This is a genomic window from Corallococcus sicarius, from assembly GCF_003611735.1.
GTDB lineage: Bacteria > Myxococcota > Myxococcia > Myxococcales > Myxococcaceae > Corallococcus > Corallococcus sicarius.
Genome location: NZ_RAWG01000054.1, coordinates 9,372 through 31,216 on the forward strand (window position 1 = coordinate 9,372; position 21,845 = coordinate 31,216).

The 21,845-nt window shown below is 72.4% G+C and carries 1 protein-coding gene (only partly in view); it reads right to left on the reverse strand.

The annotated features are described in order from the left end of the window. Positions 1–21,845: the 3' portion of a non-ribosomal peptide synthase/polyketide synthase gene (locus tag D7X12_RS11225; RefSeq protein ID WP_120625265.1), read on the reverse strand. It continues 7,090 nt past the right edge of the window; 21,845 of the gene's 28,935 nt are visible here — the last part of the coding sequence; its start codon lies off the right edge, out of view; the stop codon is at positions 1–3.

A 21,845-nucleotide genomic window follows, 5' to 3' on the forward strand; every position in this document is an offset into this window, starting at 1 on the left:
CTACCCGTCCCTTCCGGCGGACGTGGGCGCCGCGAGCAGGGTCCTCAGACGCTCGGCCAGCGCGTCCACGTGGGGCGGACGGATGAGGGTGAAGTGATCACCCGGCACCGCGTGCACCGTCACCCCGCCCTGAACGTGCTGCCTCCAGCCCAGGTCTTCCGCTGCCTCCGGACCCGCTTCGGCCCGCAGCAGCACCAGCGCTCTGTCGTACGGCCCGGGGACGTAGGCCCGCGAGGCCGCCTGGTTCGCGCCGAAGTGATGCCACAACTCCCGCAACTCCTCGCACGCGTCCTCCTCCAGGCCCATGGCCACACCCACGTCGGGCGGCCCTTCCAGGACCCGGCGCAGCTCCACCGGATCCACCAGCCCCAGCACCTCCACCGCGCGCGGATGCACGTCCGCCAGCCGTGAGAGGTGATCCGCGAACTCCAGCACCCGCTGGCCCATCGCCTCATCCGGCGTGAGCGTCTGCGCGGAGGCCGGCTCCTCGCCCATCGCGTCGATGACGACGAGCAGCTCCACCGCTTCGCCCTGGAGGCGGAGCTGACGCGCCATCTCGTACGCCACGCGTCCTCCCATGGACCAGCCACCCAGGCGGTACGGCCCTGTCGGCTGCACCCCTCGCACGGCATCCAGGTAGCGCGTGGCCATGGCCTCCACCGTCGGGCCCGCGCCGTCCTTCGGCACCTGGAGGCCGTAGAAGGGCTGCTCCGGATCCATCCGCCGCGCCAGCTCCAGGTAGCCCAGCACACTGCCTCCCACCGGGTGTACGCAGAAGAAGGGCGTCCGTGCGCCTCCCTTGCGCAGCATCACCAGTGGCGAGTCCGAGGACGTGCCCGCGTCGATGCGCGCCGCCAGCCCTTCCAACGTGGGCGCCTCGAAGAGGTCGATGACCGCGAGCCTCGCGCCGAACAGCGTCCCCGCCCGCGCCACCACCTGCGTGGCCAGCAGCGAGTGGCCGCCCAGGTCGAAGAAGCTGTCGTGTACACCCACGCGCGGCACCCCCAGCAGCTCCTGCCACAGCGCGGCCAGCCGCTGCTCGGTGGGCGTGCCCGGCGCGACGTGCCCCGTGTCTTCGGAGGACCGCGACGGTTCCGGCAGGGCCTTGCGGTCCACCTTGCCGTTGGACGTGCGCGGCAGGGCGCCCAGCACCACGAACGTCGTGGGCACCATGTAGTCCGGCAGCCGCGCCGTCAGGTGGGACCGCAACGCGGACTCTTCCAGGGCCTGCTCGAAGCGGCCCACCGCGTAGGCGATGAGCTGACGGCCCTGCGAGGCGTCGTCGCGGGCCACCACCACGCACTCGCTCACGCCGGGATGGCGCGCGAGCACGGCCTCTACTTCACCCAGCTCCACGCGGTAGCCACGGATCTTGAGCTGGTGGTCCACGCGGCCCAGGAACTCGATGCGGCCGTCGCGCAGCCACCGCACCCGGTCGCCCGTCCGGTACATCCGGGCTCCTGGCTCCGTCGCGAAGCCGTCCGGCACGAAGCGCTCGGCCGTCAAGTCCGACCGGCCCAGGTAGCCCCGGCCCACGCTCGCACCGCCGATGAACAGCTCGCCCGGCACTCCCGTGGGCACCGGCTGCCCGTACGCATCCAGCACGTACACGCGCACGTTGCCCAGCGGCCGTCCCAGCGGCACCGACCGCGTCCCGGCCACGCGCACGCCGCGCTCCACCCGCTGCGCGAGCACGCCCACCGTCGTCTCCGTGGGGCCGTAGTGATTGAACACCTCGCAGTCAGGTGACAGCGCGTGGACCTTCTCCACCAGCGTCCACGACACCGTGTCCCCGCCCAGCACCAACCGACGGCGCGGCAGCAGCCGCTTCGCGTCGTCTCCCGCGAGCAGCGCCTCCAGGTGCGTGGGGACGATCTTCAGGCCGTGCACGTCGTGCGCGCGGCCGTACGTCACGAGCTTCCCCGCATCCGACGCCGTGTCCCGGTCCACCAGGTGCACCGCGCCTCCCGCGCACAGCGTGGGGAACACGGCCGTGTGGCCCAGGTCCGCGGCCAGCGTGGACACCGTCGCGAAGGACATGCCCTGGGGCAGCTCCAGCCGCTCGCTGACGCCCGCCACGTAGCAGGCGAGCTGCCGGTGCTCGATGACCACGCCCTTGGGCTGGCCGGTACTTCCCGACGTGTAGATGACGTAGGCCGCGTTGCCCGGCAGGACGCCCGTGTCGGGGGCTTCCTTCGGTTGCGCGTCCAGCAGCCCGTCCTCCGCGTCCAGCGCCACCAGCAGCTCGCCCTGAGAGGGCAGCTCGTCCGCCAGCGCCTCCTCGGTGACGATGATCTGCACGCCCGCGCCCATCAGCACGTGGCGCATGCGCTCTGGGGCGCTCGCCGCGCCTGGATCCAACGGCACGTAGGCCCCGCCCGCCTTGAGGATGCCCAGCAGGCCCACGAGCGCGTGCGCCCGTCGCTCCACGAACAGGCCCACGCGCGTCTCCGGCGCGACGCCGTATTGTTGGAGCAGGTGCGCCAGCTGGTTCGCCCGCCGCTCCAGCGCCGCGTACGTGAGCGTCCCGTCCGGAGCCACCACCGCCAGCGCGTCCGGTGTCCGTGCCGCCTGTTCGGAGATGAGGGTGTGGATGCAGCGCTCCGCGTACGGCAGCGCCGTGTCGTTGAACGTCGCGAGCAGCCGCTGACGCTCCGGCTCCGGCAGCAGCGGGAAGTCCGACAGGCGCAGCGCTCCCCCCTGCGCGACGATGCTCTGGAGCAGCGCCTGGAAGCGCTCGGCCATGTGTTCAATCGTGGCCTCGTCGAAGAGGTCGCGGTCGTAGCTCCAGGCGCAGAACAAGCCCTCGGGCGTGGGGCTCATGGACACGGTCAGGTCCAGCTTCGCGGCGGCAGTGTGGCTCGCCCCGTCCACGCTCAGCGTCAGGCCGGGCAGCTCCAGTGCCGTGTGCGGCGTGTTCTGGAGGATGAGCTTCACCTGGAACAGCGGCGCGTGCGCGCGGCTGCGCTCCGGGTTCACCGCGCGCACGACCTCCTCGAAGGGCAGGTCCTGGTGCGCGAAGGCCCCCAGCGACACGCGCCGCGTCTGCTCCAACAGCTCCAGGAAGGTGGGGTTGCCGCCCATGCGCAGCCGCACCACGAGCTGGTTGATGAAGAAGCCGATGAGCGACTCGGTCTCCGCGGTGTCGCGGTTGGCCACGTCTGTGCCCACCACCACGTCCGTCTGCCCGCTGTAGCGGTGCAGCAGGCCCTGGAAGGCCGCCATCAGCGCCATGAAGAGGGTCGCGCGACCACGCTGGGCCAGCGCCTCCAGGGCCGTGGTGATGGCCGGCTCCGTCATCCGCATCACCGTGCCGCCCCGGTGGGCTCGCACCGCGGGACGCGGACGGTCCAACGGCAGCTCCAGCACGGCGGGGGCACCCGCGAGCTGATTGCGCCAGTAATCCAGTTGCTTCTCCAGCAGGTCGCCGCGCAGCCACTGGCGCTGCCACACGGCGTAGTCCGCGTACTGGATGGTCAGCGGAGGCAGCGGCGAAGGCCGGCCCTGCTGATGGGCGACGTACAGCGCGCCGACCTCCCGCACCAACACGTCCATGGACCAGCCGTCCGACGCGATGTGGTGCATGGTCAGGAGCACCCGGTACGCGTCCTCCCGCAGCCGCAGGAGCCGGGCCCGCAGCAACGGGCCTCGCGCGAGGTCGAAGGGCTTCAGCGCCTCTTCCACCTCCAGCCGGTGCGCCTCCGCGTCGCGCGCGTCCTGGGGCCAATCGCGCAGGTCCACCTGTTCGAGCGGCAGCGCGAGCGCGGGCAGGACGACCTGGGACGGGCCCTCGGGGCCTTCCTGGAAGACGGTGCGCAGGGACTCGTGCCGGCGCATCACTTCCTGGAAGCAGTGCTCCAGCGCGCGCACGTCCAGGGCTCCCTCCACTCGCAGGGCGATGGGGATGTTGAACGTGGACGTGCCCGGTTCGAGCTGATCCAGGAACCACAGCCGCTGCTGCGCGAACGACAGCGGCATGCGTGCCTCGCGGGGCACGGGCCGCAGCGGCGGCGCCTGGAGCGCAATCCCTCCCTGGAGTTGCTCCTCCACGCGCTGCGCTTGTTCCTCCAGCGTGCGCGCCTCGAAGAGGACCTGGAGCGGCAGCTCCACCTGGAAGGCCGTGCGGATGCGCGACAACAACTGCGTCGCGAGCAGCGAGTGTCCGCCGCGCGCGAAGAAGTCGTCCGTCGCGCCCACCGCCTCCTGCTTGAGCACTTCACGCCAGAGCATGGCGAGGCGGGTCTCGGTGTCCGTGCGCGGGGCGATGAAGGCCTCGCGGGCGCGCTCGGCTTCGGGGGCGGGGAGGGCGCGGCGGTCCACCTTGCCGCTGGCGGTGCGTGGCAGGGCTTCCACGGACACGAAGGTCGAAGGCACCAGGGCCTCCGGCAGCGTGCGCCGCAGGAAGGTGCGCAGCGCTTCGGTTTCCACGGGACGCGCGGAGCGGGAGGCGACGTAGGCCACCAGCGCGACGCCCTGGGCTCCGTCGTCACGCGCCACCACCGCGGCTTCGCGCACGTCGGGGTGCTGCGTGAGCGCGGCTTCGACCTCACCGGGCTCCACGCGCAGGCCGCGCAGCTTCACCTGGTAGTCGAGCCGCCCGAGGAACAGGAGGCGACCATCGGGCAGCCAGCGGGCCCGGTCTCCGGAGCGATACAGCCGCGCGCCGGGCTCGGTGGTGAAGGGGTGGGGGATGAAGCGCTCGGCGGTGAGGGCGGAGCGGCCCAGGTAGCCCTGCGCCAGGGGCACGCCGCCCAGGTGCAGCTCTCCCGGCACGCCGATGGGCACCGGGCGCAGCGCGGCGTCCAGCACGTAGGCCTCGCCGTTGGTCACCGGCCGGCCGATGGGCAGCGGGGTGCGGGCCTCGTCGTCCGTGATGGGCGCCCAGGTGGCGTCGATGGTCGTCTCGGTGGGGCCGTAGGCGTTGACGAGTCGCACCGTGGGCAGCACCGCGCGCAGCCGCGTGGCCAGGTCCGGCGTCAGGGCCTCGCCGCCGCAGAAGAGCCAGCGCAGGTGCGTGGCCTTCGCGAAGGCGGGCTCCGTCGCCAGGAAGCGCAGCACGGTGGGCACGGCCTGGAGGACGGTGATGCGCTGCTTCGACAGCGTGTCCGCGAGGAGCGAGGCGTCACGCTGGGCCTCGGGCGGCGCGAGCACGAGCGTGGCGCCGGACAGCAGGGTGGAGAAGACCTCCGCGACGGAGACGTCGAACCCGAGGGCCGCGAGCTGGAGCTGACGGTCGCCCGCGCCCAACCCGAACGTGGTTCCCATCCACGTCGCGTGGTTCGCGAGCGAGCGGTGCGAGATGAGCGCGCCCTTGGACTTCCCGGTGCTGCCGGACGTGTAGAGGACGTAGGCAGGCAGCTCCACGGGCACGTCAGGGAGCAGGGATGCGGCGGTGGGCGGCTCGAAGGGCACATCCACTTCGACGATGCGGCCCTGGAAGGCGGGCAGCGCGGGACGCAGCCGCTGCTCGGTGAGGAGCACCGTGACGGCCGCATCCTCCAGTTGGAAGGCGAGCCGCTCCGGCGGTGAGCTGACATCGAGCGGCACGTAGGTCGCGCCTGCCTTGAGCGTGCCCAGCAGCGCCACGGGCAGGGCATGCGAGCGTTCCAGGTACAGCGCCACCCGTGCTCCGGTGGTGACACCCTGCGTGCGCAGGTGCCGGGCGAGCGCATCGGCGCGGGCGTCCAGCTCCTGGTAGGTGACGGGCCTTGCGTCGTGCTCCACGGCCACGGCGTCGGGGGTGGCGCGGGCCTGGGCTTCGAACAGCGCGTGGACCGGCGTGTCGTTCGGGAAGTCGGCGCGCGAACGGGTCCACTCGCCCAGCACCTGCTGCCGCTCCGCGTCCGTGAGGAGGGCCAGGTCCGCCAGCCGGCGCTCAGGGTGGGCGGCGGCGTCCTCCAGGAGCACGCGCAGGTGCTCGATGAGGCGCTCGACCGTGCTCCGGTCGTAGAGGTCGGTGCGGTACTCCACGCCGCCCTCGAGCCCTTCAGGCTTCTCGTTGAGCGTGAGGGAGAGGTCGAACATGGCGGTGCCCGCGTCCACCGGCTGGGGCTCGATGCGCATGCCGGGCAGCGACAGCTCCGCGCTCGGCGTGTTGAGCATCACCAGCGACACCTGGAAGAACGGCGTGCGTTCGGCCTGACGCTTCGGCTGGAGGACCTCCACCAGCTTCTCGAACGGCACGTCCTGGTGGTCGTAGGCATCCAGCGTGACGCGCTTCACCCGGCCCAGCAGCTCGCGGAAGGTCGGGTTGCCGTCCAACCGCGTGCGCATCACCAGCGTGTTGACGAAGAAGCCGATGAGGCCTTCGGTCTCCTCGCGCGTGCGGCCCGCGATGGGGGTGCCCACGCTGACGTCGTCCTGATCCGCCCAGCGGGAGAGCACGGCCTGGAAGCCCGCGAGCAGGCCCATGAACAGCGTGGCCCCTTCGTGCTGGCACAGCGCCGTCAGGTCCTGCGTCAGCTTCCGGGGCAGCATCAGGTGGAAGCTCGCGCCCGGCTGACGCGAATCCGCGGTGCGCGGCCGGTCCGTGGGCAGCTCCAACGCGGAAGCGGCTCCGGCAAGCTGGTGACGCCAGTAATCGAGCTGCGCCTTCAGCACGTCGCCCTGGAGCCAGTCGCGCTGCCAGACGGCGTAGTCCGCGTACTGCACGGGCAGCGGTGGCAGCGCCAGGGGCTGTCCCGTCATGAAGGCGGCGTAACGCGCGACCATCTCCCGGATGAGGATGGCGATGGACCAGCCGTCGGAGACGATGTGGTGCATCGTCACGAGCAGCAGGTGCTCGCGCTCCGACAGCCAGAGCAGGCGTGCCCGCAGCAGCGGGCCCCGGGCGAGGTCGAAGGGCTGACGGGCCTCTTCCTGAGCGAGGTGCTCCGCGGCCTCCTCGCGCACCTCCACGGCCAGCGCCCGCAGGTCCTCCACGGACAGGGGGAAGGGCGCCTTGGGGGCAATCACCTGCACGGGCGTGCCCGCGTGGGTGGCGAACGTGGTGCGCAGGGATTCGTGACGGCGCACCAGCTCCGTGAAGGCGCGCTCCAGGGCCGCCACGTCCAGCGCGCCGTGCAGCCGCAGCGCGACCGGCATGTTGTAGATGGGCAGGCCCGGCTGGAACTGATCCAGGAACCACAGGCGCTGCTGCGCGAACGACAGCGGCAGGTCTCCCTGACGCGGCACGGGGCGCAGCGGCGGCGCCTGGAGCCGCACGGCGCGAGCGAGGGTGGCATCCAGCAGCGCCGCCTGGGCCTCCAGCGTGCGCGCTTCGAAGAGGTCCTGCAGCCGGGGCTCCACCGCGAACGTGGCGCGGATCCGCGACAGCAGCTGCGTCGCGAGCAGGGAGTGGCCGCCACGGTCGAAGAAGTCGTCGTGCGCGCCCGTGCCCTTCGTGCCCAGTAGCTCGTTCCACAGCGTGGCGAGCCGGGCCTCCGTGTCCGTGCGCGGCTGGAGGCTCGTGTCGTTCGCGCCCACGGCTTCCGGTGCGGGCAGCGCACGGCGGTCCACCTTGCCGTTGCGCGTGACGGGCAGTGAGCCCCGCATGACGATGGCGGAGGGCACCAGGTACTCCGGCAGCCGCTCGCGCAGCCAGGTCTTCAGGGCCTGGACGTCCAGCAGCGGCGCTGTCGAAGCGGCTCCGGCGCGGGGCACCACGTAGGCCACCAGGGCACGTCCCCCCGGCATGTCGTCGCGCGCCAGCACCACCGCCTCGCGCACGGAGGCGTGTCCGAGGAGCACGGCCTCGATTTCACCCGGCTCCACGCGGAAGCCGCGCAGCTTCACCTGGGTGTCGCGGCGGCCGAGGAACTGGAGCGTGCCGTCCGCCTTCCAGCGGACCTGATCTCCGGAGCGGTACATCCGCGCTCCCGGCACGGTGCTGAAGGGGTCCGCCAGGAACCGCTCCGCGGTGAGCGCGGGCTGCTGGAGGTAGCCCCCGGCGAGCCCGTCTCCGGACAGGTACAGCTCTCCGGGCACGCCAGCCGGCACGGGCCGCAGGGATGCGTCGAGCACGTACACGCGCGTGTTGGCGAGGGGCCGGCCGATGGACACCGGTGACTCCACCGCGCTCGCGTCGGTCATGACGTGGCAGGTGGTGAAGGTGGTGCCCTCGGTGGGGCCGTACCCGTTCACCAGCCGGCCCGCGCGGGCCACGTGCTCGCGCACCCGTGTCGGTGACAGCACGTCGCCCCCGGCGAGCACCTGACGCACCCGCGCCAGGGCTTCCGGCTGCGTGGCCACCATCTGTTCGAACAGCGCGGACGTCAGCCACAGCGTGGTGACGTGGTGCGCGTCCAACGCGCGGCCCAGCGCCTCCAGCGACATCGCACCGGGCTCCGCCAGCACCAGCCGGCCGCCGTGCAGCAGGCAGCCCCACAGCTCGAACGTCGAAGCGTCGAAGGCGAGCGGGGCCAGTTGCAGGAAGACCTCGTCCGGACCGAGCCGCGCGAAGTCCGTCCCCATCACCAGCCGGACGATGCCCCGGTGCGGGACGCAGACGCCCTTGGGCCGGCCCGTGGTGCCGGAAGTGTAGAGGACATAGGCCAGCGCATCGCCTCCCAGCGTCGGCTCCGGCGCCGTGTCCGGCTCCGCGTCCAGGCGTGCGGCCTCCGTGTCGAGCACCAGCGGCCAGGGCGCGGTGGGGGGCAGGTGCTGCTGCATCGCCGTCGAGGTGAGGACCCGCACCGCGCCGGTGTCCTGGAGGAGGAAGGACTGCCGCTCCAGGGGCGCCTCGGGGTCGAGCGGGACGTAGGCCGCTCCCGCCTTGAGGATGCCGAGCACGGCCACCACCAGCTCCAGCGAGCGCTCCAGGCACAGGGCCACCCGCGCGCCCGGCTTCACGCCGGTCTTGCGCAGGTGCCACGCGAGTTGGTTCGCCCGGTGGTCCAGCGCCGCATACGTCAGCGTCCGTCCCTGGAACTCCAGCGCCACCGCGTCCGGCGTGCGCGCGGCCTGGGCTTCGAACAGCGCGTGCACGGCCGTGTCGCGCGGGTACGGCACGGCGGTCGCGTTCCACTCCACCAACACGCGGTGCCGTTCGGCGTCGGAGAGCAGCGACAGCTTGGACAGGCGCCGCGTGGGCTGCGCCACCGCTGATTCCAGCAGCAGGCGCAGGTGCTCCATCAGTCGGGAGACGGTCTCCGCGTCGTAGAGGTCCGTCCGGTACTCCAATGCGCCGTGCAGGCCCGTGGGTGCTTCGGACAACGTGAGCGACAGGTCGAAGCGGGACGTGCCGGTGTCCGTCTCCATGGGTTGGAAGGTGACGCCGGGCAGCGCCAGCGCGGCGGTGGGCGCGTTCTGGAGCGTGAGCGCCACCTGGAAGAACGGCGGCACGCCACGCAGCCGGGGCGGCTGGAGGACCTCCACCAGCTTCTCGAACGGCACGTCCTGGTGCGCGAAGGCGCCCAGCGTGACGTCCTTCACCCGGCCGAGCAGCTCGCGGAAGGTGGGGTCGCCTTCCAGCCGCGTGCGCATCACCAGTGTGTTGATGAAGAAGCCGATGATGCCTTCGGTCTCCGCCTGGGTGCGGCCCGCGATGGGGGCTCCCACGCAGACGTCGTCCTGGCCCGCGTGACGCGCGAGCACGGCCTGGAGGCCCGCGAGCAGGCCCATGTACAGCGTGGCCCCTTCGCGCTGGCACAGGGCCAGCAGGTCCTTCGTCAGCTTCGGGGACAGCACCACCGGCAGCGAGGCTCCAGGCTGGTTCGTGTCCGCGCTCCTCGGCCGATCCGTGGGCAGCTCCGAGAGGGGCGGTGCGTCTTCCAACTGGCCGCGCCAGTACGCGAGCTGTTCCTCCAGGACCTCGCCCTGGAGTCCATCGCGCTGCCACGTCGCATAGTCCGCGTACTGGAGCGGCAGCTCCGGCAGGGGGGACGGGCGACCGGCGACGAGGGCCTCGTAGAGCGCGCCCATCTCCCGGATGAGCACGGCCATGGACCAGCCGTCGGACACGATGTGATGCATCGTCACGAGCAGCAGGTGCTCACGCTCGCCGAGGCGCAGGATGCCGGCGCGCAGGAGCGGCCCCTGGGCCAGGTTGAACGGGGCGCGGGCCTCCTCCTGGATTCTCCGCCGGGTCTCCTCCTCGCGGAGGTTCGCGTCCAGCGAGCGCAGGTCCTCCACGGCAAGCGGGAACGCCGTGGCGGGACCGATGATCTGCACGGGCCGACCGTCGCGAGCGCGGAAGGTGGTGCGCAGCGACTGGTGCCGGCGCACCAGCTCCGTGAAGGCCTGCTGGAGCGCGGACGCGTTCAGCTGCCCCTCCACGCGCAGCGCGGCGGGCATGTTGTAGAGCGGGAGGTTCGGCTGGAGCTGATCCAGGAACCACAGCCGCTGCTGCGCGAAGGACACCGGCGCTTCGATGGCGCGCGGCGCGATGGTCGTGGCCGCGCCCCGGCGCGTCGTCGCGGACAGGCGGCCCTGGAGCCGCAGTGCCAGCCCCTCCACGGTGGGGGATTCGAACAGCTCGCGCAGCGGCACCTCCAGCCGCAGGGCGGTGCGCAGGCGCGACGTCACCTGCGTGGCCAACAGCGAGTGGCCCCCCAGCGCGAAGAAGTTGTCCGTCACGCCCAGACGCGGCACGCCGAGCACCTGCGCGAACACGTCCGCCAGCGTCTGCTCCAGCGGCGTGCGGGGCGCGATGAAGGGCGCGTCACCCCGCAGGCTGTCCGCGTCCGGCGCGGGCAACATGCGGCGGGCGAGCTTGCCGCTGGGCGTGAGCGGCAGGGCCTCCAGGCGCAGCAGCGCGGAGGGCACCAGGTACTCTGGCAGGCGGCTCGCGAGCACATGTCGCAGGGCCTGCGGATCCCACGCCGCGTCGGCGGGGAGGACCACGTAGCCCACGAGGCGCTTGTCGCCCGCCACGTCCTCGCGCACCACGGCGGCCGCGTCGCGCACGCCGGGCAGACTGCGCAGGACGGCCTCCACCTCTCCGGGCTCCACGCGGAAGCCGCGCACCTTGGCCTGGTGGTCGACGCGGCCCAGGAAGTCGAGCGTGCCGTCCACGCGCCAGCGCGCGCGGTCGCCCGTGCGGTACAGCCTCGCGCCCGGGACGGAGGAGAACGGATCCGGCATCAGCTTGTCGGCCGTCAGCTCCGGACGCCCGTGGTAGCCGGGCGTCACCTGGAGGCCACCGATGAGCAGCTCTCCCTGCACGCCCACCGGGCAGGGCTGGCCGCTTGAGTCCACGACGTACAGCTGCGTGTCCGGCAGCGGGGCTCCGATGGACGGCAGCCGCTCCCATGAGGACGGCGCCCCGGGCAGGCGGTGCGCGCTGACGGCGTGCGTCTCCGTGGGGCCGTACTGGTTCTCCAGCACGCAGCCCGGCAGGCGCTCGAAGAAGGACACCAGCGCGGGCGTCACCTGCAACTGCTCACCGGCCGTCACCACCTCGCGCAGGCGCTCCGGCAGCGGGGCGCCGTGCTCCACGGCATCCGCGAGGGACTGGAGCGCGACGAACGGAAGGAACAGCCGCTCCACGCCCTCGGTCGCCATGAGGCGCAGGAGCGCGGGCATGTCCCGGCGCACCGCGGCTGTGGGCACCACCAGCGTGCCGCCCGCGCTCCAGGTGGACAGCATCTCCTGGAAGGAGACGTCGAAGCTCAGCGACGCGAACTGCAACGTCGTGGCGTCAGCCTTCACCGAGCGCTGGCACTGCCACGCCAGCAGGTGCGACAGCGCGTGGTGCGACATCGCCACGCCCTTGGGCCTGCCCGTGCTGCCCGACGTGTAGATGAGGTAGCAGGGCGACTCCCACGGCACGTCCACGTCGGGGGCGTGCGTCGGCAGGAGCGACAGCGCGGAGGCCTCCGCGTCCAGCAGCACCACGGCGACGCCGGGTTCCTTCGGCAGCGTGGCGTCCAGGCTCGCCTGCGTCAGCACCGCGCGGATGCCGGCGTCCTCGCGCATCAGGGCCAGCCGCTCGGCGGGGTAGGTGGGGTCGAGCGGCACGTAGGCCGCGCCCGCCTTGAGGATGGCGAGCACGCCCACCGTCATCTCCAGCGAGCGCTCCACGCAGAGGCCCACGCGGTCTCCGGTGCGCACGCCCAGTCCCCGCAGCCGGTGGGCGAGCTGGTTGGCCCGCTGCTCCAGCTGCGCATACGTGAGGCGCTGGCCTTCGAACGTCACCGCCACGGCGTCCGGTGTGCGCGCGGCCTGCGCCTCGGCGCGACCGTGGACCGTCGTGGACACGGGGAGGCCGGGGCGGGTGTTCCAGTCCACCAGGACCTGGTGCCGCTCCGCTCGCGACAGGAGCGACAGCGTGGACAGGCGCTGCTCGGGATGCGCGACCGCGTCCTTCAGGAGCGTGTGCAGGTGGGCGACGAGCCGTTCCGCGGTGGCCGCTTCGTACAGGTCGGTGCGGTACTCCAGCGCGCCTCGGATGCCCTGCGGCACCTCGCTCAGCGTGAAGGTGAAGTCGAACTTCGCGGTGCCGCTGTCCAGCTCCAGGAGCTTCAGCTGGAGGCCCGGCACGGTCAGCTCCGCCGAGGGCGTGTTGAGCATCACCAGCGCCACCTGGAAGAACGGCGTGCGCTCCGGCATGCGCGGAGGCTGGAGGGCCTCCACCAGCTTCTCGAACGGCACGTCCTGGTGCGCGAAGGCGCCCAGCGTGACGTCCTTCACCCGGCCGAGCAGCTCGCGGAAGGTGGGGTCCCCCTCCAGCCGCGTGCGCATCACCAGGGTGTTGACGAAGAAGCCGACCAGCCCCTCCATCTCCGCCTGGGTGCGGCCCGCGACGGGCGCTCCCACGCAGATGTCATCCTGACCGGAGTAGCGCGCGAGCAGCGCCTGGAGGCCCGCGAGCAGGCCCATGAACAACGTGGCGCCCTCGCGCTGGCAGAGCGTGCGCAGGGACTGCACCAGCTCCAGCGGCAGCTCCACCTCCAGCCAGGTGCCGGGGCTCTGGGTGTCCGCCGTGCGCGGGTGGTCCGTGGGGAAGTCCAGCGCGGGCGGGGCGTCCTCCAACTGCTTGCGCCAGTAATCGACCTGAGCGTCCAGCACGTCGCCGCGCAGCCACTCGCGCTGCCAGGCCGAGTAGTCCGCGTACTGGATGGGCAGCTCCGGCAGCGGCGAGGGCCGGCCCGCGAGCCGCGCCTCGTACAGCGCGACCATCTCGTGGATGAGCACGGCGATGGACCAGCCGTCGGAGATGATGTGGTGCATCGTCACGAGCAGCAGGTGCTCGCGCTCCGACAGCCGCAGCAGGCGCGTGCGCAGCAGCGGCCCCCGGGACAGGTCGAAGGGCTGACGCGCTTCCTCACGCGCGCGCTGTCCCGCCTCGTCCTCTCGTTCAGCGAGCGGCAGGTGCTCCAGGGATTCGACCGGCAGCGGCCAGGGCGCGGGGGGCGCGAAGACCTGGGCGGCGGTGCCGTCGACGACCTGGAACGTGGTGCGCAACACCTGGTGCCGGCGCACCAGCTCCGTGAAGGCATCGGTGAGCGAGGCGACGTCCAGCATGCCCTCCAGGCTCAGCGCGGCGGGCATGTTGTAGAGCGCGCTGCCCGGTTGGTACTGATCCAGGAACCACAGCCGCTGCTGCGCGAAGGACAGCTCCGCGGACGTGACGCCGGGCCGCGCGGTGATGGCGGGAGGCCGGGGCGCGCGGTCCGCTTCGGGCACGCGGCCCTCGATGCGGCGGGCGAGCGCCTCCACCGTGGGGGCGTCGAACACCTCGCGCAGCCGCACCTCCACGCCCAGGCCGGTGCGCAGGCGCGACGTCACCTGCGTGGCCAGCAGCGAGTGGCCGCCCAGGTCGAAGAAGCTGTCGGTGACGCCGACGTGCGGCAGTCCCAGCACCTGCGCGAACACCTCCGCCAGCGTCTCTTCCAGCTTCGTGCGCGGGGTGATGAGGGGCGCCGCGCCGCGCAGGCTGTCCACGTCCGGCGCGGGCAGCAGGCGCCGCACCAGCTTGCCCGTGGGCATCACCGGCAGCGCGTCCAGCCGCATCAGCGCCGTGGGCAGCATGTACTCCGGCAGGCGCCGGCCCAGCGCCTGACGCAGGGCCTCCGGCTCCCACGCGGTGTCCGGCTGGAGCACCACGTAGCCCACGAGCCGCTTGTCGCCCGGGACGTCCTCGCGCACGAGCGCCGCGGCGGCGCGCACGCCCGGGATGTCGCGCAGCGCCGCTTCCACCTCTCCCAGCTCGATGCGGAAGCCGCGCACCTTCACCTGGCCGTCGAGCCGTCCGAAGAACTCGATGGCGCCGTCCGCGCGCCAGCGGGCGCGGTCTCCGGTGCGGTACACGCGGGCGCCGGACTCGCCGGACAGCGCGTCGGGGACGAACTTCTCCGCCGTGAGCTCCGGACGCGCGTGGTAGCCGAGCGCCACCTGGCCGCCGCCGACGAGCACCTCGCCGGGCACCCCGATGGGGCAGGGGCGGCCCCGCGGATCCACGATGAACAGCCGCGTGCCGGGCACGGGCATGCCCACCGGGGGCAGGCGCTCCCAGGTGTGCGGCGGGCCGCTCAGTCGGTAGGCGCTGACGACGTGTGCCTCGGAGGGGCCGTACTGGTTCTCCAGCGTGCTCGCGGGCAGCCGCTCGAAGAGGGCCACGAGCGCGGGCGTCACCTGGAGCTGCTCACCGGCCGTCACCACCTCCACCAGCCGTTCTGGCACGGTCGCGCCGTGGGCCACGGCGTCCGCCATCGTCTGGAGCGCGATGAAGGGGAGGAACAGCCGCTCCACGCCATGGCGGGCCATGAACTGGAGGAGCGCGGGCATGTCCTGGCGCACCTCGGACGTGGGCACCGCGACGGAGGAGCCCACGGACCAGGACGTGAACATCTCCTGGTACGAGATGTCGAAGTTCAGCGACGCGAACTGCAGCGTGATGGCGTCCACCTTGGGTGAGCGCTGGCGCGTCCACGCCACGACCCAGGACAGCGTGCGGTGCGCCACCGCGATGCCCTTGGGGCGGCCCGTGCTGCCGGACGTGTAGATGATGTAGCAGAGCGAGTCTGGCCACACCGCGCGCGGCGGCGCGTGAGCCGGCAGGGCCGCGAAGGTCGCCTCCTCCGTGTCCACGCACACCACGCGCGCGTCCGTCGGCGGCAGCAGCGGGACGAGCCGGGCCTGCGTGAGCACGACGTTCGCTCCCGCGTCCTCCAACATGAAGGCCAGGCGTTCGGCGGGGTAGGCCGGATCCATGGGGACGAAGGCCGCGCCCGACTTGAGGACGCCCAGCACGCTCACCACCATCTCCAGCGAGCGCTCCAGGCAGAGCGCGAGCCGGTCTCCGGGGCGCACGCCGCTGTTGAGCAGGTGCCACGCGAGCTGGTTCGAGCGGCGCTCCAGCTCCGCGTAGCTGAGCGTCTGTCCCTCGAAGAGGGCTGCCACTGCGTCGGGTGTGCGACGGGCCTGGGCCTCGAAGGACTCGTGGACCAGCGGTTCGATGGGGCCTTCGAACGGGGTGGTGCTCCAGTCCACGAGGACGCGCTGGCGTTCGGCGTCGGTGAGGAGTTCGAGTCGGGACAGGCGGCGGTCGGGGTGCGCGACCGCGTCCTCCAGGAGCACGCGCAGGTGCTCCATCATCCGCGTGGCGGTGGAGGCTTCGAAGAGGTCGCTGCGGTACTCGAAGGCGGCCTGGAGCCCGCGCGGCGTCTCGGTGAAGACGAGGGTGAAGTCGAACTTGGATGTGCCGCTGTCCACGTCCACGGGGCGGAAGGTGAGGCCCGGGCCCGTGAGCTCCGCCGAGGGCGTGTTGAGCAGCACCAGCGTCACCTGGAAGAAGGGGGTGTGGCCCGCCTGCCGGGGTGGTTGCAGCGCTTCCACCAGCTTCTCGAAGGGCACGTCCTGGTGTGCGTAGGCGCCCAGCGTGACGTCCTTCACGCGGCGCAGCAGCTCCAGGAAGGTGGGGTCGCCGTCGAGTTGCGTGCGCAGCACCATCGTGTTGACGAAGAAGCCGATGAGGCCTTCGGTCTGCGGCTGGTTGCGGCCGGCGATGGGCGCGCCGACGCAGAGGTCGTCCTGGCCGGTGTAGCGGGACAGCAGCGCCTGGAGGCCCGCGAGCAGACCCATGAAGAGGGTGCCCTTCTCGCGGCGGCACAGCGCGCGCAGACCCTGCATCAGGGCGTGCGGGAACATCACCCGGTGCGTGGCGCCGGGGTTGCTGGTGTCCGCGGTGCGCGGATGGTCGGTGAGCAGCTCCAGCGCGGGCGGGGCGCCGTCCAGTTGCTTGCGCCAGTACGCGAGCTGCTTGTCGAGCAGCGCGCCCTGGAGCCAGTCGCGCTGCCACACGGCGTAGTCGGCGTACTGGATGGGCAGCTCCGGCAGCGGCGAGGGCCGGCCGGAGGTGAAGGCTTCATAGAGGGTGACGGCTTCGCGGATGAGCACGCCGATGGACCAGCCGTCGGACACGATGTGGTGCATCGTGACGAGCAGCAGGTGTTCGCGTTCGGCGAGGCGCAGGAGGCGCGTGCGCAGGAGCGGTCCGCGCGACAGGTCGAACGGGGCGCGGGCTTCCTCGCGGGCGCGGAGGAGGGCTTCGGCTTCGCTCTCCCCGTTGGGCCAGTCGCGCAGGTCCTCGACTTCGAGCGTGGAGTTGGCGGCGGGGGCGATGACCTGGATGGGTTCGCCGTCGCGGACCTCGAAGGCGGTGTGCAGGGCTTCGTGGCGGTGCATCACCTCCGCGAAGGCGCGGCCCAGCGCGGACACGTCCAGCGTGCCCACCAGCCGCATCGCGGACGGGATGTTGTAGAGCGCGCTGCCGGGTTCGTACTGGTCCAGGAACCACAGCCGCTGCTGCGCGAACGACAGCGGCAGGAGCCCCGTGCGCGGCACGCGCTGGATGGCCTGGGTGCCGGAGGAGGCTGGCGCGGTGCGGGCAGCCGTGCCGGGCAGTGGTGTCGAGGCTCCCGGTGGTGTCGCAGCGCGCGTCGCGGCACCCGGCAGCGTTGACGTGCGTGCAAGCGCACCGGGCAGCGTTGCGGAAGTCGTTGCGTCGGATTCCAGCGGCGTTGCCGGTCGAGCCATCGCGCCCGGCAGCGATGCCGAGGACCGGTGCGGTGCACGCCGGGCGGGCGTGATCAGCTCCACGTCTCCGTCCGCGCGATAGCGGGCCTGCGTGCCGGTACCGTACAGCCGTGCACCCGTCCCTTCCGGCGAAGCGGGCAGACGCGCGTGGGTCAGCTCCGGCGCATTCCAGAAGCCGAGCGGTACGGCATCCCCACCCAGGAACAACTCACCCACCACGCCCACGGGTGCGCGGCGGCCGGAGGCGTCCAGCACGAAGCGGGCCCCCGGGGCCGTGGCTTCTCCTGCGCCGGGCAGCAGCGACACGGGCGACACGACCCGCGCGGAGGTGGCGCGCTGGAGCGCACGCGCAAGCTCCGACGACAGGCCCTCCGCATCATCCAGCACCAGCGTGCGCACCGGGCCCAGTACAGTCACCGCATCCGGAAGCTCCGCGAGCGTCCGCGCGAGCGCGAAGGAACCCCGCAAGTGGACCGGCGGGCTCGTGCGCAGCAGCCGCGCGAGCATCCCGGCGCTGTCGAACTCGACAGGCATGGAGTCCACATGGGGCGTGGTGTGCTCCTGGCTCTGGCGCCGCAGCACGTCCAGGTGCCGCAGTCCTTCCAGGGTGATGTCTGGGGCGATGCCGAAGTCGATGAGGCACGCCACTTCGTCCACGTCGGCCTGGCGCAGTTGCTCCACGCGGGCCGCCAGCGACTCCGGCGTGCCGAACAGGCCCCCCGACTCCAGGTAGCGCGACACGCCCTGCTCCAGGAGGACGTCCAGGTCCTGGGGCGTGAGCGAGCGAACGTCGAAGCCCGGGCCCTGGCTGGCGACGAGGCCGTTCACCAGCTCCACGGAGCTTCGGAAGTAGCGCAGCAGTGGCTCGCGCGCCTGTCGCTTCACGTCCTCGCGGCTGGAGGACACGAAGGTGTGGAGCATGAGCACGACATGGCCGCGCCCGGGGTGCCCCGCCTTGCGCCGGGCCTCGCGGTAGAGGGCGACCTTGCGCTCCAGCTCCACGAAGTCCTGACCCAGGCCCAGCACGTTGGTGAGCAGGCCCGCGCCCAGTTCGCCCGCGAGCCGGAAGGTCTCCGGGTTGAACGCGGCGGTGATCCACAGGGGCAGCTCCGCCTGCACGGGGCGAGGGCGGATGGAGACGTCCACCTCCACGCCCGCGCCGTTGGTGCGGCGCACCGTGCCGCCCCTCCACAGCGTGCGCACCTCCTCCACTCCGCGCCGCACGGCTTCCGGACGCTGGTGGAAGTTCCCCGGAGCGAAGACGAAGTCGTTCGCGTTCCAGCCCGTGGCGAATGACACGCCCGCGCGGCCGTTGGAGAGGTTGTCGATGACGGACCACTCCTCCGCGACGCGCAGCGGATCATGGAGCGGCAGCACCACGCTGCCCGCGCGGATGGACACCCGTTCGGTGACCATGGCCAGCGCGGCGCTGGTGGCGGTGGGGCTGGGATAGGGGCCACCGAAGTCGTGGAAGTGGCGCTCGGGCGTCCAGATGGCACTGAAGCCGTGGGCGTCCGCGAACTTCGCGCCGTCGATGAGCAGTTGGTACTTCTTCCGCCCGGAGCCCTCCGCGTCGGTGGCGAAGTAGAAGAGGCTGAAGTCCAGGGGCCGCTTCGCGACAGTGCCTGCCCGGCGCGGTTCCTCACGGAGGGCCGCACGCGTCGGCAGCACCACCGCAAGTCCCCGAGCCAGAGCCCAGAGCGTCTCAAGGTCCGCCGGGTCGGAGGCCGCGTCCGACGTGCTCAGCCACAGCTCCCCCGCCCGAGCCTCCACGCGAGCATCCAGCGCGGCAAGGCGGTGCACGAGGTTGCGGTGGCTCAACATCACGCGGGGACGGGACGCGTCGGTCCCTTCCCGCACAAGGCATGCGAGGCCGTCCACGTCCACGGTCGGAACCGGAGCACGCCCGGAGGCTTCGAGCCGCGCGTCCCCAGCCGCGAAGGCGCCCGTGCCATCAAGCCGGAGCACGGGCGACGACACACCGGGCGGAAGACGAAGCGCTTCGGTGGTGATGAGCAGCGGCGGGGTGCCATCGCGGCCGAGCGACGACAACTCCCCGAGCCCCTCACGCGACACCAACGCATACGCACCCCCGGCAGCGAGCACACCCCACAGCGCGATGGCGCGCTCGGCGGAAGGCTCCAGGCACACGGCGACGGGCACGCCGGGTCCCACGCCGCGCGCACGCAGGTGGGCCGCGAGCGATTGCGCCTTCTCCCGCAGCGTCCGCCACGTCAGGGTTTCATCGTCCTGGCGCAGGGCCACCGCCTCCGGCGTCTGCTCCGCGCGAGCCATCATCAGGGCGGGCAGTGACGCGGCTTCGGCGGACCGGGGCTCGGGGCTTCGTGCGCGCGCGGGCGCCATGTCCAACGACAGCCGCGACAGCGACTTCTGGGGCGAGGCGACGGCGTCCGCGAGCAGCGCCTCCAACTGGGACAGCAGCCGCGCGATGGTGGCCGCGTCGAACAGGTCGACGGCGTACTCAAGCGTCCCGGAGAAGCCCCGGTCGTCCTCGCGCATCAGCAGCGTGAGGTCCGCGAGCGACGTGCCGTACTGCGCGGGCAGGTCGGTGACGTCGTAGTAGCCCAGCCGCAGGCCGGGGAACTCCACGATGGGCGCGGACACCCCCTGCGCATGCAGGAGGAAGATGGCGTCGAACAGGCGGCCCAGCCGGGCCTCCTCCCCGGGCTCCAACTCTCCCAGGAGCTGCTCGTAGGGCACGTCCGGATTCGCGAACGCGGTGAGCGTCGTGTCACGCACGCGCAGGGCGAGCGTGCGGAAGTCCGGGTCGCCCTCCACGTTCGTGCGCAGGGCCAGCGCGTGGGCCACGTAGCCGATCTGCGCTTCCAACTCCGGCCGCGTCCGGTTGCCGATGGACGTGCCCACGACGATGTCCTCCTGTCCCGAGCACCGGGCCAGGAGCGCCGTGAAGCCGGCGAGCAGCGTCATGTACGCGGTGAGTCCTTCCCGCTGACTGAACGCGTTCAACGCGACGCCCAGCTCCGACGAGAAGGCGAACGAGTGCCGCGCCCCGCGCCGACGGGCACCGGGGACACGAGGCCTGTCCAGGGGCAGGGGCAGCGCACCCGGACGCGCGGCGAGCTGCTGCCGCCAATACGCCTGCTGTGCCGCGAGCGTGCCGTCGGCGAGCGCCTGCCGCTGCCAGAGCGCGAAGTCGAGGTACTGGATGGACAGCTCCGGCAGGGGCACGGGCACGCCGTGCACGAAGCCGGTGTAGAGGGCCATCGCCTCGCGGATGAGGTTCACCAGGGACAGCGTGTCCGCGACGATGTGGTGGATGGTCACGAGCAGCACGTGCTCGGTGTCCGCGAGCCGCAGCAGGCGCACGCGCACGAGTGGGCCCCGGTCGAGCGCGAACGGCTCCGCGGGCTCCAGGCGCGCGAGCCGGAGGGCCTCCGCGTCGCGGTCCCCGGCGAAGGCGCGCAGGTCCACCACGGGCAGCGACACGCGCACCTCGGGCAACAGGCGCGGCACGCCCTGGCCGTCCACCTGGACGAAGACGGTGCGCAGCGATTCGTGGCGACGGATGACCTCGTTGACGCCGCGCTCCAGCAGGTCCGGGCGCAGCGCACCGGAGATGCGGACCGCGAGCGGCTCGTTGAACAGCGAGCTGCCGGGCTCCCGCGCCTCCATCTCCCAGACGCGCTCCTGCACGTACGACAGCGGCAGCACGCCGGTGCGGGGCCACGGCTGGATGGACGCCTCGGGGGCCTCGCCTCCACCCGTGAGGCCCTCAGCCTGGAGCCGGGCCTCGATGCGCTCGGCGAGCCCCGCGATGGTGGGGGCCTCGAACAGGTCGCTCAGCGGCACCTGCGTGCGGAACGTCTCGCGCAGCCGCGTGAGGAGCTGCGCCGCCATGAGCGAGTTGCCGCCCAGGTCGAGGAAGTTGTCGTCGGGTCCGATGTCCGCGATGCCCAGCCGTTCGCGCCACAGCTCCGTCAGCCGTTGTTCGATGTCGCTCAGGCCCGAAGGCTCTGGTGCGGGCGAGGGCGCGGCGGCCACGGGCGCCACGCGCTCCACCGGCGCGGACTGCGCGGCCACGGAGGTGACTACCGGCAGCGGTAGCGCGGGCTGGACGTCCAACGTGATGCGCGTGGTCTCGAACGGGTAGCCGGGCAGCGAGATGCGACGGCGGGAACCGTGGGCGTGCAGGGCCTCCCAGTCCACGCTCGCGCCCAGGCGCCACAGCGTGCCCACGGACTCCAGCAGCGTCTGGAGGTCGGAGGTGGACGTGCCCGCGCGGCGCAGCGAGGCCACGGCCACGGTGTCCGGCGTCGTGCGCAGCCGCAGCCGGGCCAGCGCGGTGAGGCCCTGATCCGGCCCCGCCTCGATGAGCAGGCCGTGGCCTGATTGGAGCAGGGTGTCCAGGCCGGCGGCGAAGCGCACCGGCTCGCGCATCTGGCGTGCCCAGTAGCGCGGCGAGGTGGCCTCCTCCGGACGGATCCACGTGCCGGTGAGGCTGGACACGTAGGGCAGGGCCGGGGCCTTCAGCGGGATGCCCGCGACGGCCCGCTCCAGCTCGGGCATCAGCAGCTCCACGGCACGCGAATGGAACGCATGCGAGGCAGCGAGGCGCACCACGCCCACGCGCCGCCCCACGAGCGTGCGCTCCAGCGCGGCCAGCGGCTCCAACGGTCCGGACACCGTGCAGCGGTCCGCGCCGTTGAGGGCGGCCACCTCCAGCGTGTCGGGAAGCAGCGGGCCCACGTCGTCCGCGGAGAGCCCCACCGCGAGCATTCCGCCCGGCGGTAGCCGCGACATCAGCTCACCGCGCACCACGGCCAGCCGCAGCGCGTCCTCCCGCGACAGCACTCCGGCGAGGCACGCCGCCGCGTACTCACCGAAGCTGTGACCCAGCAATGCGGTGG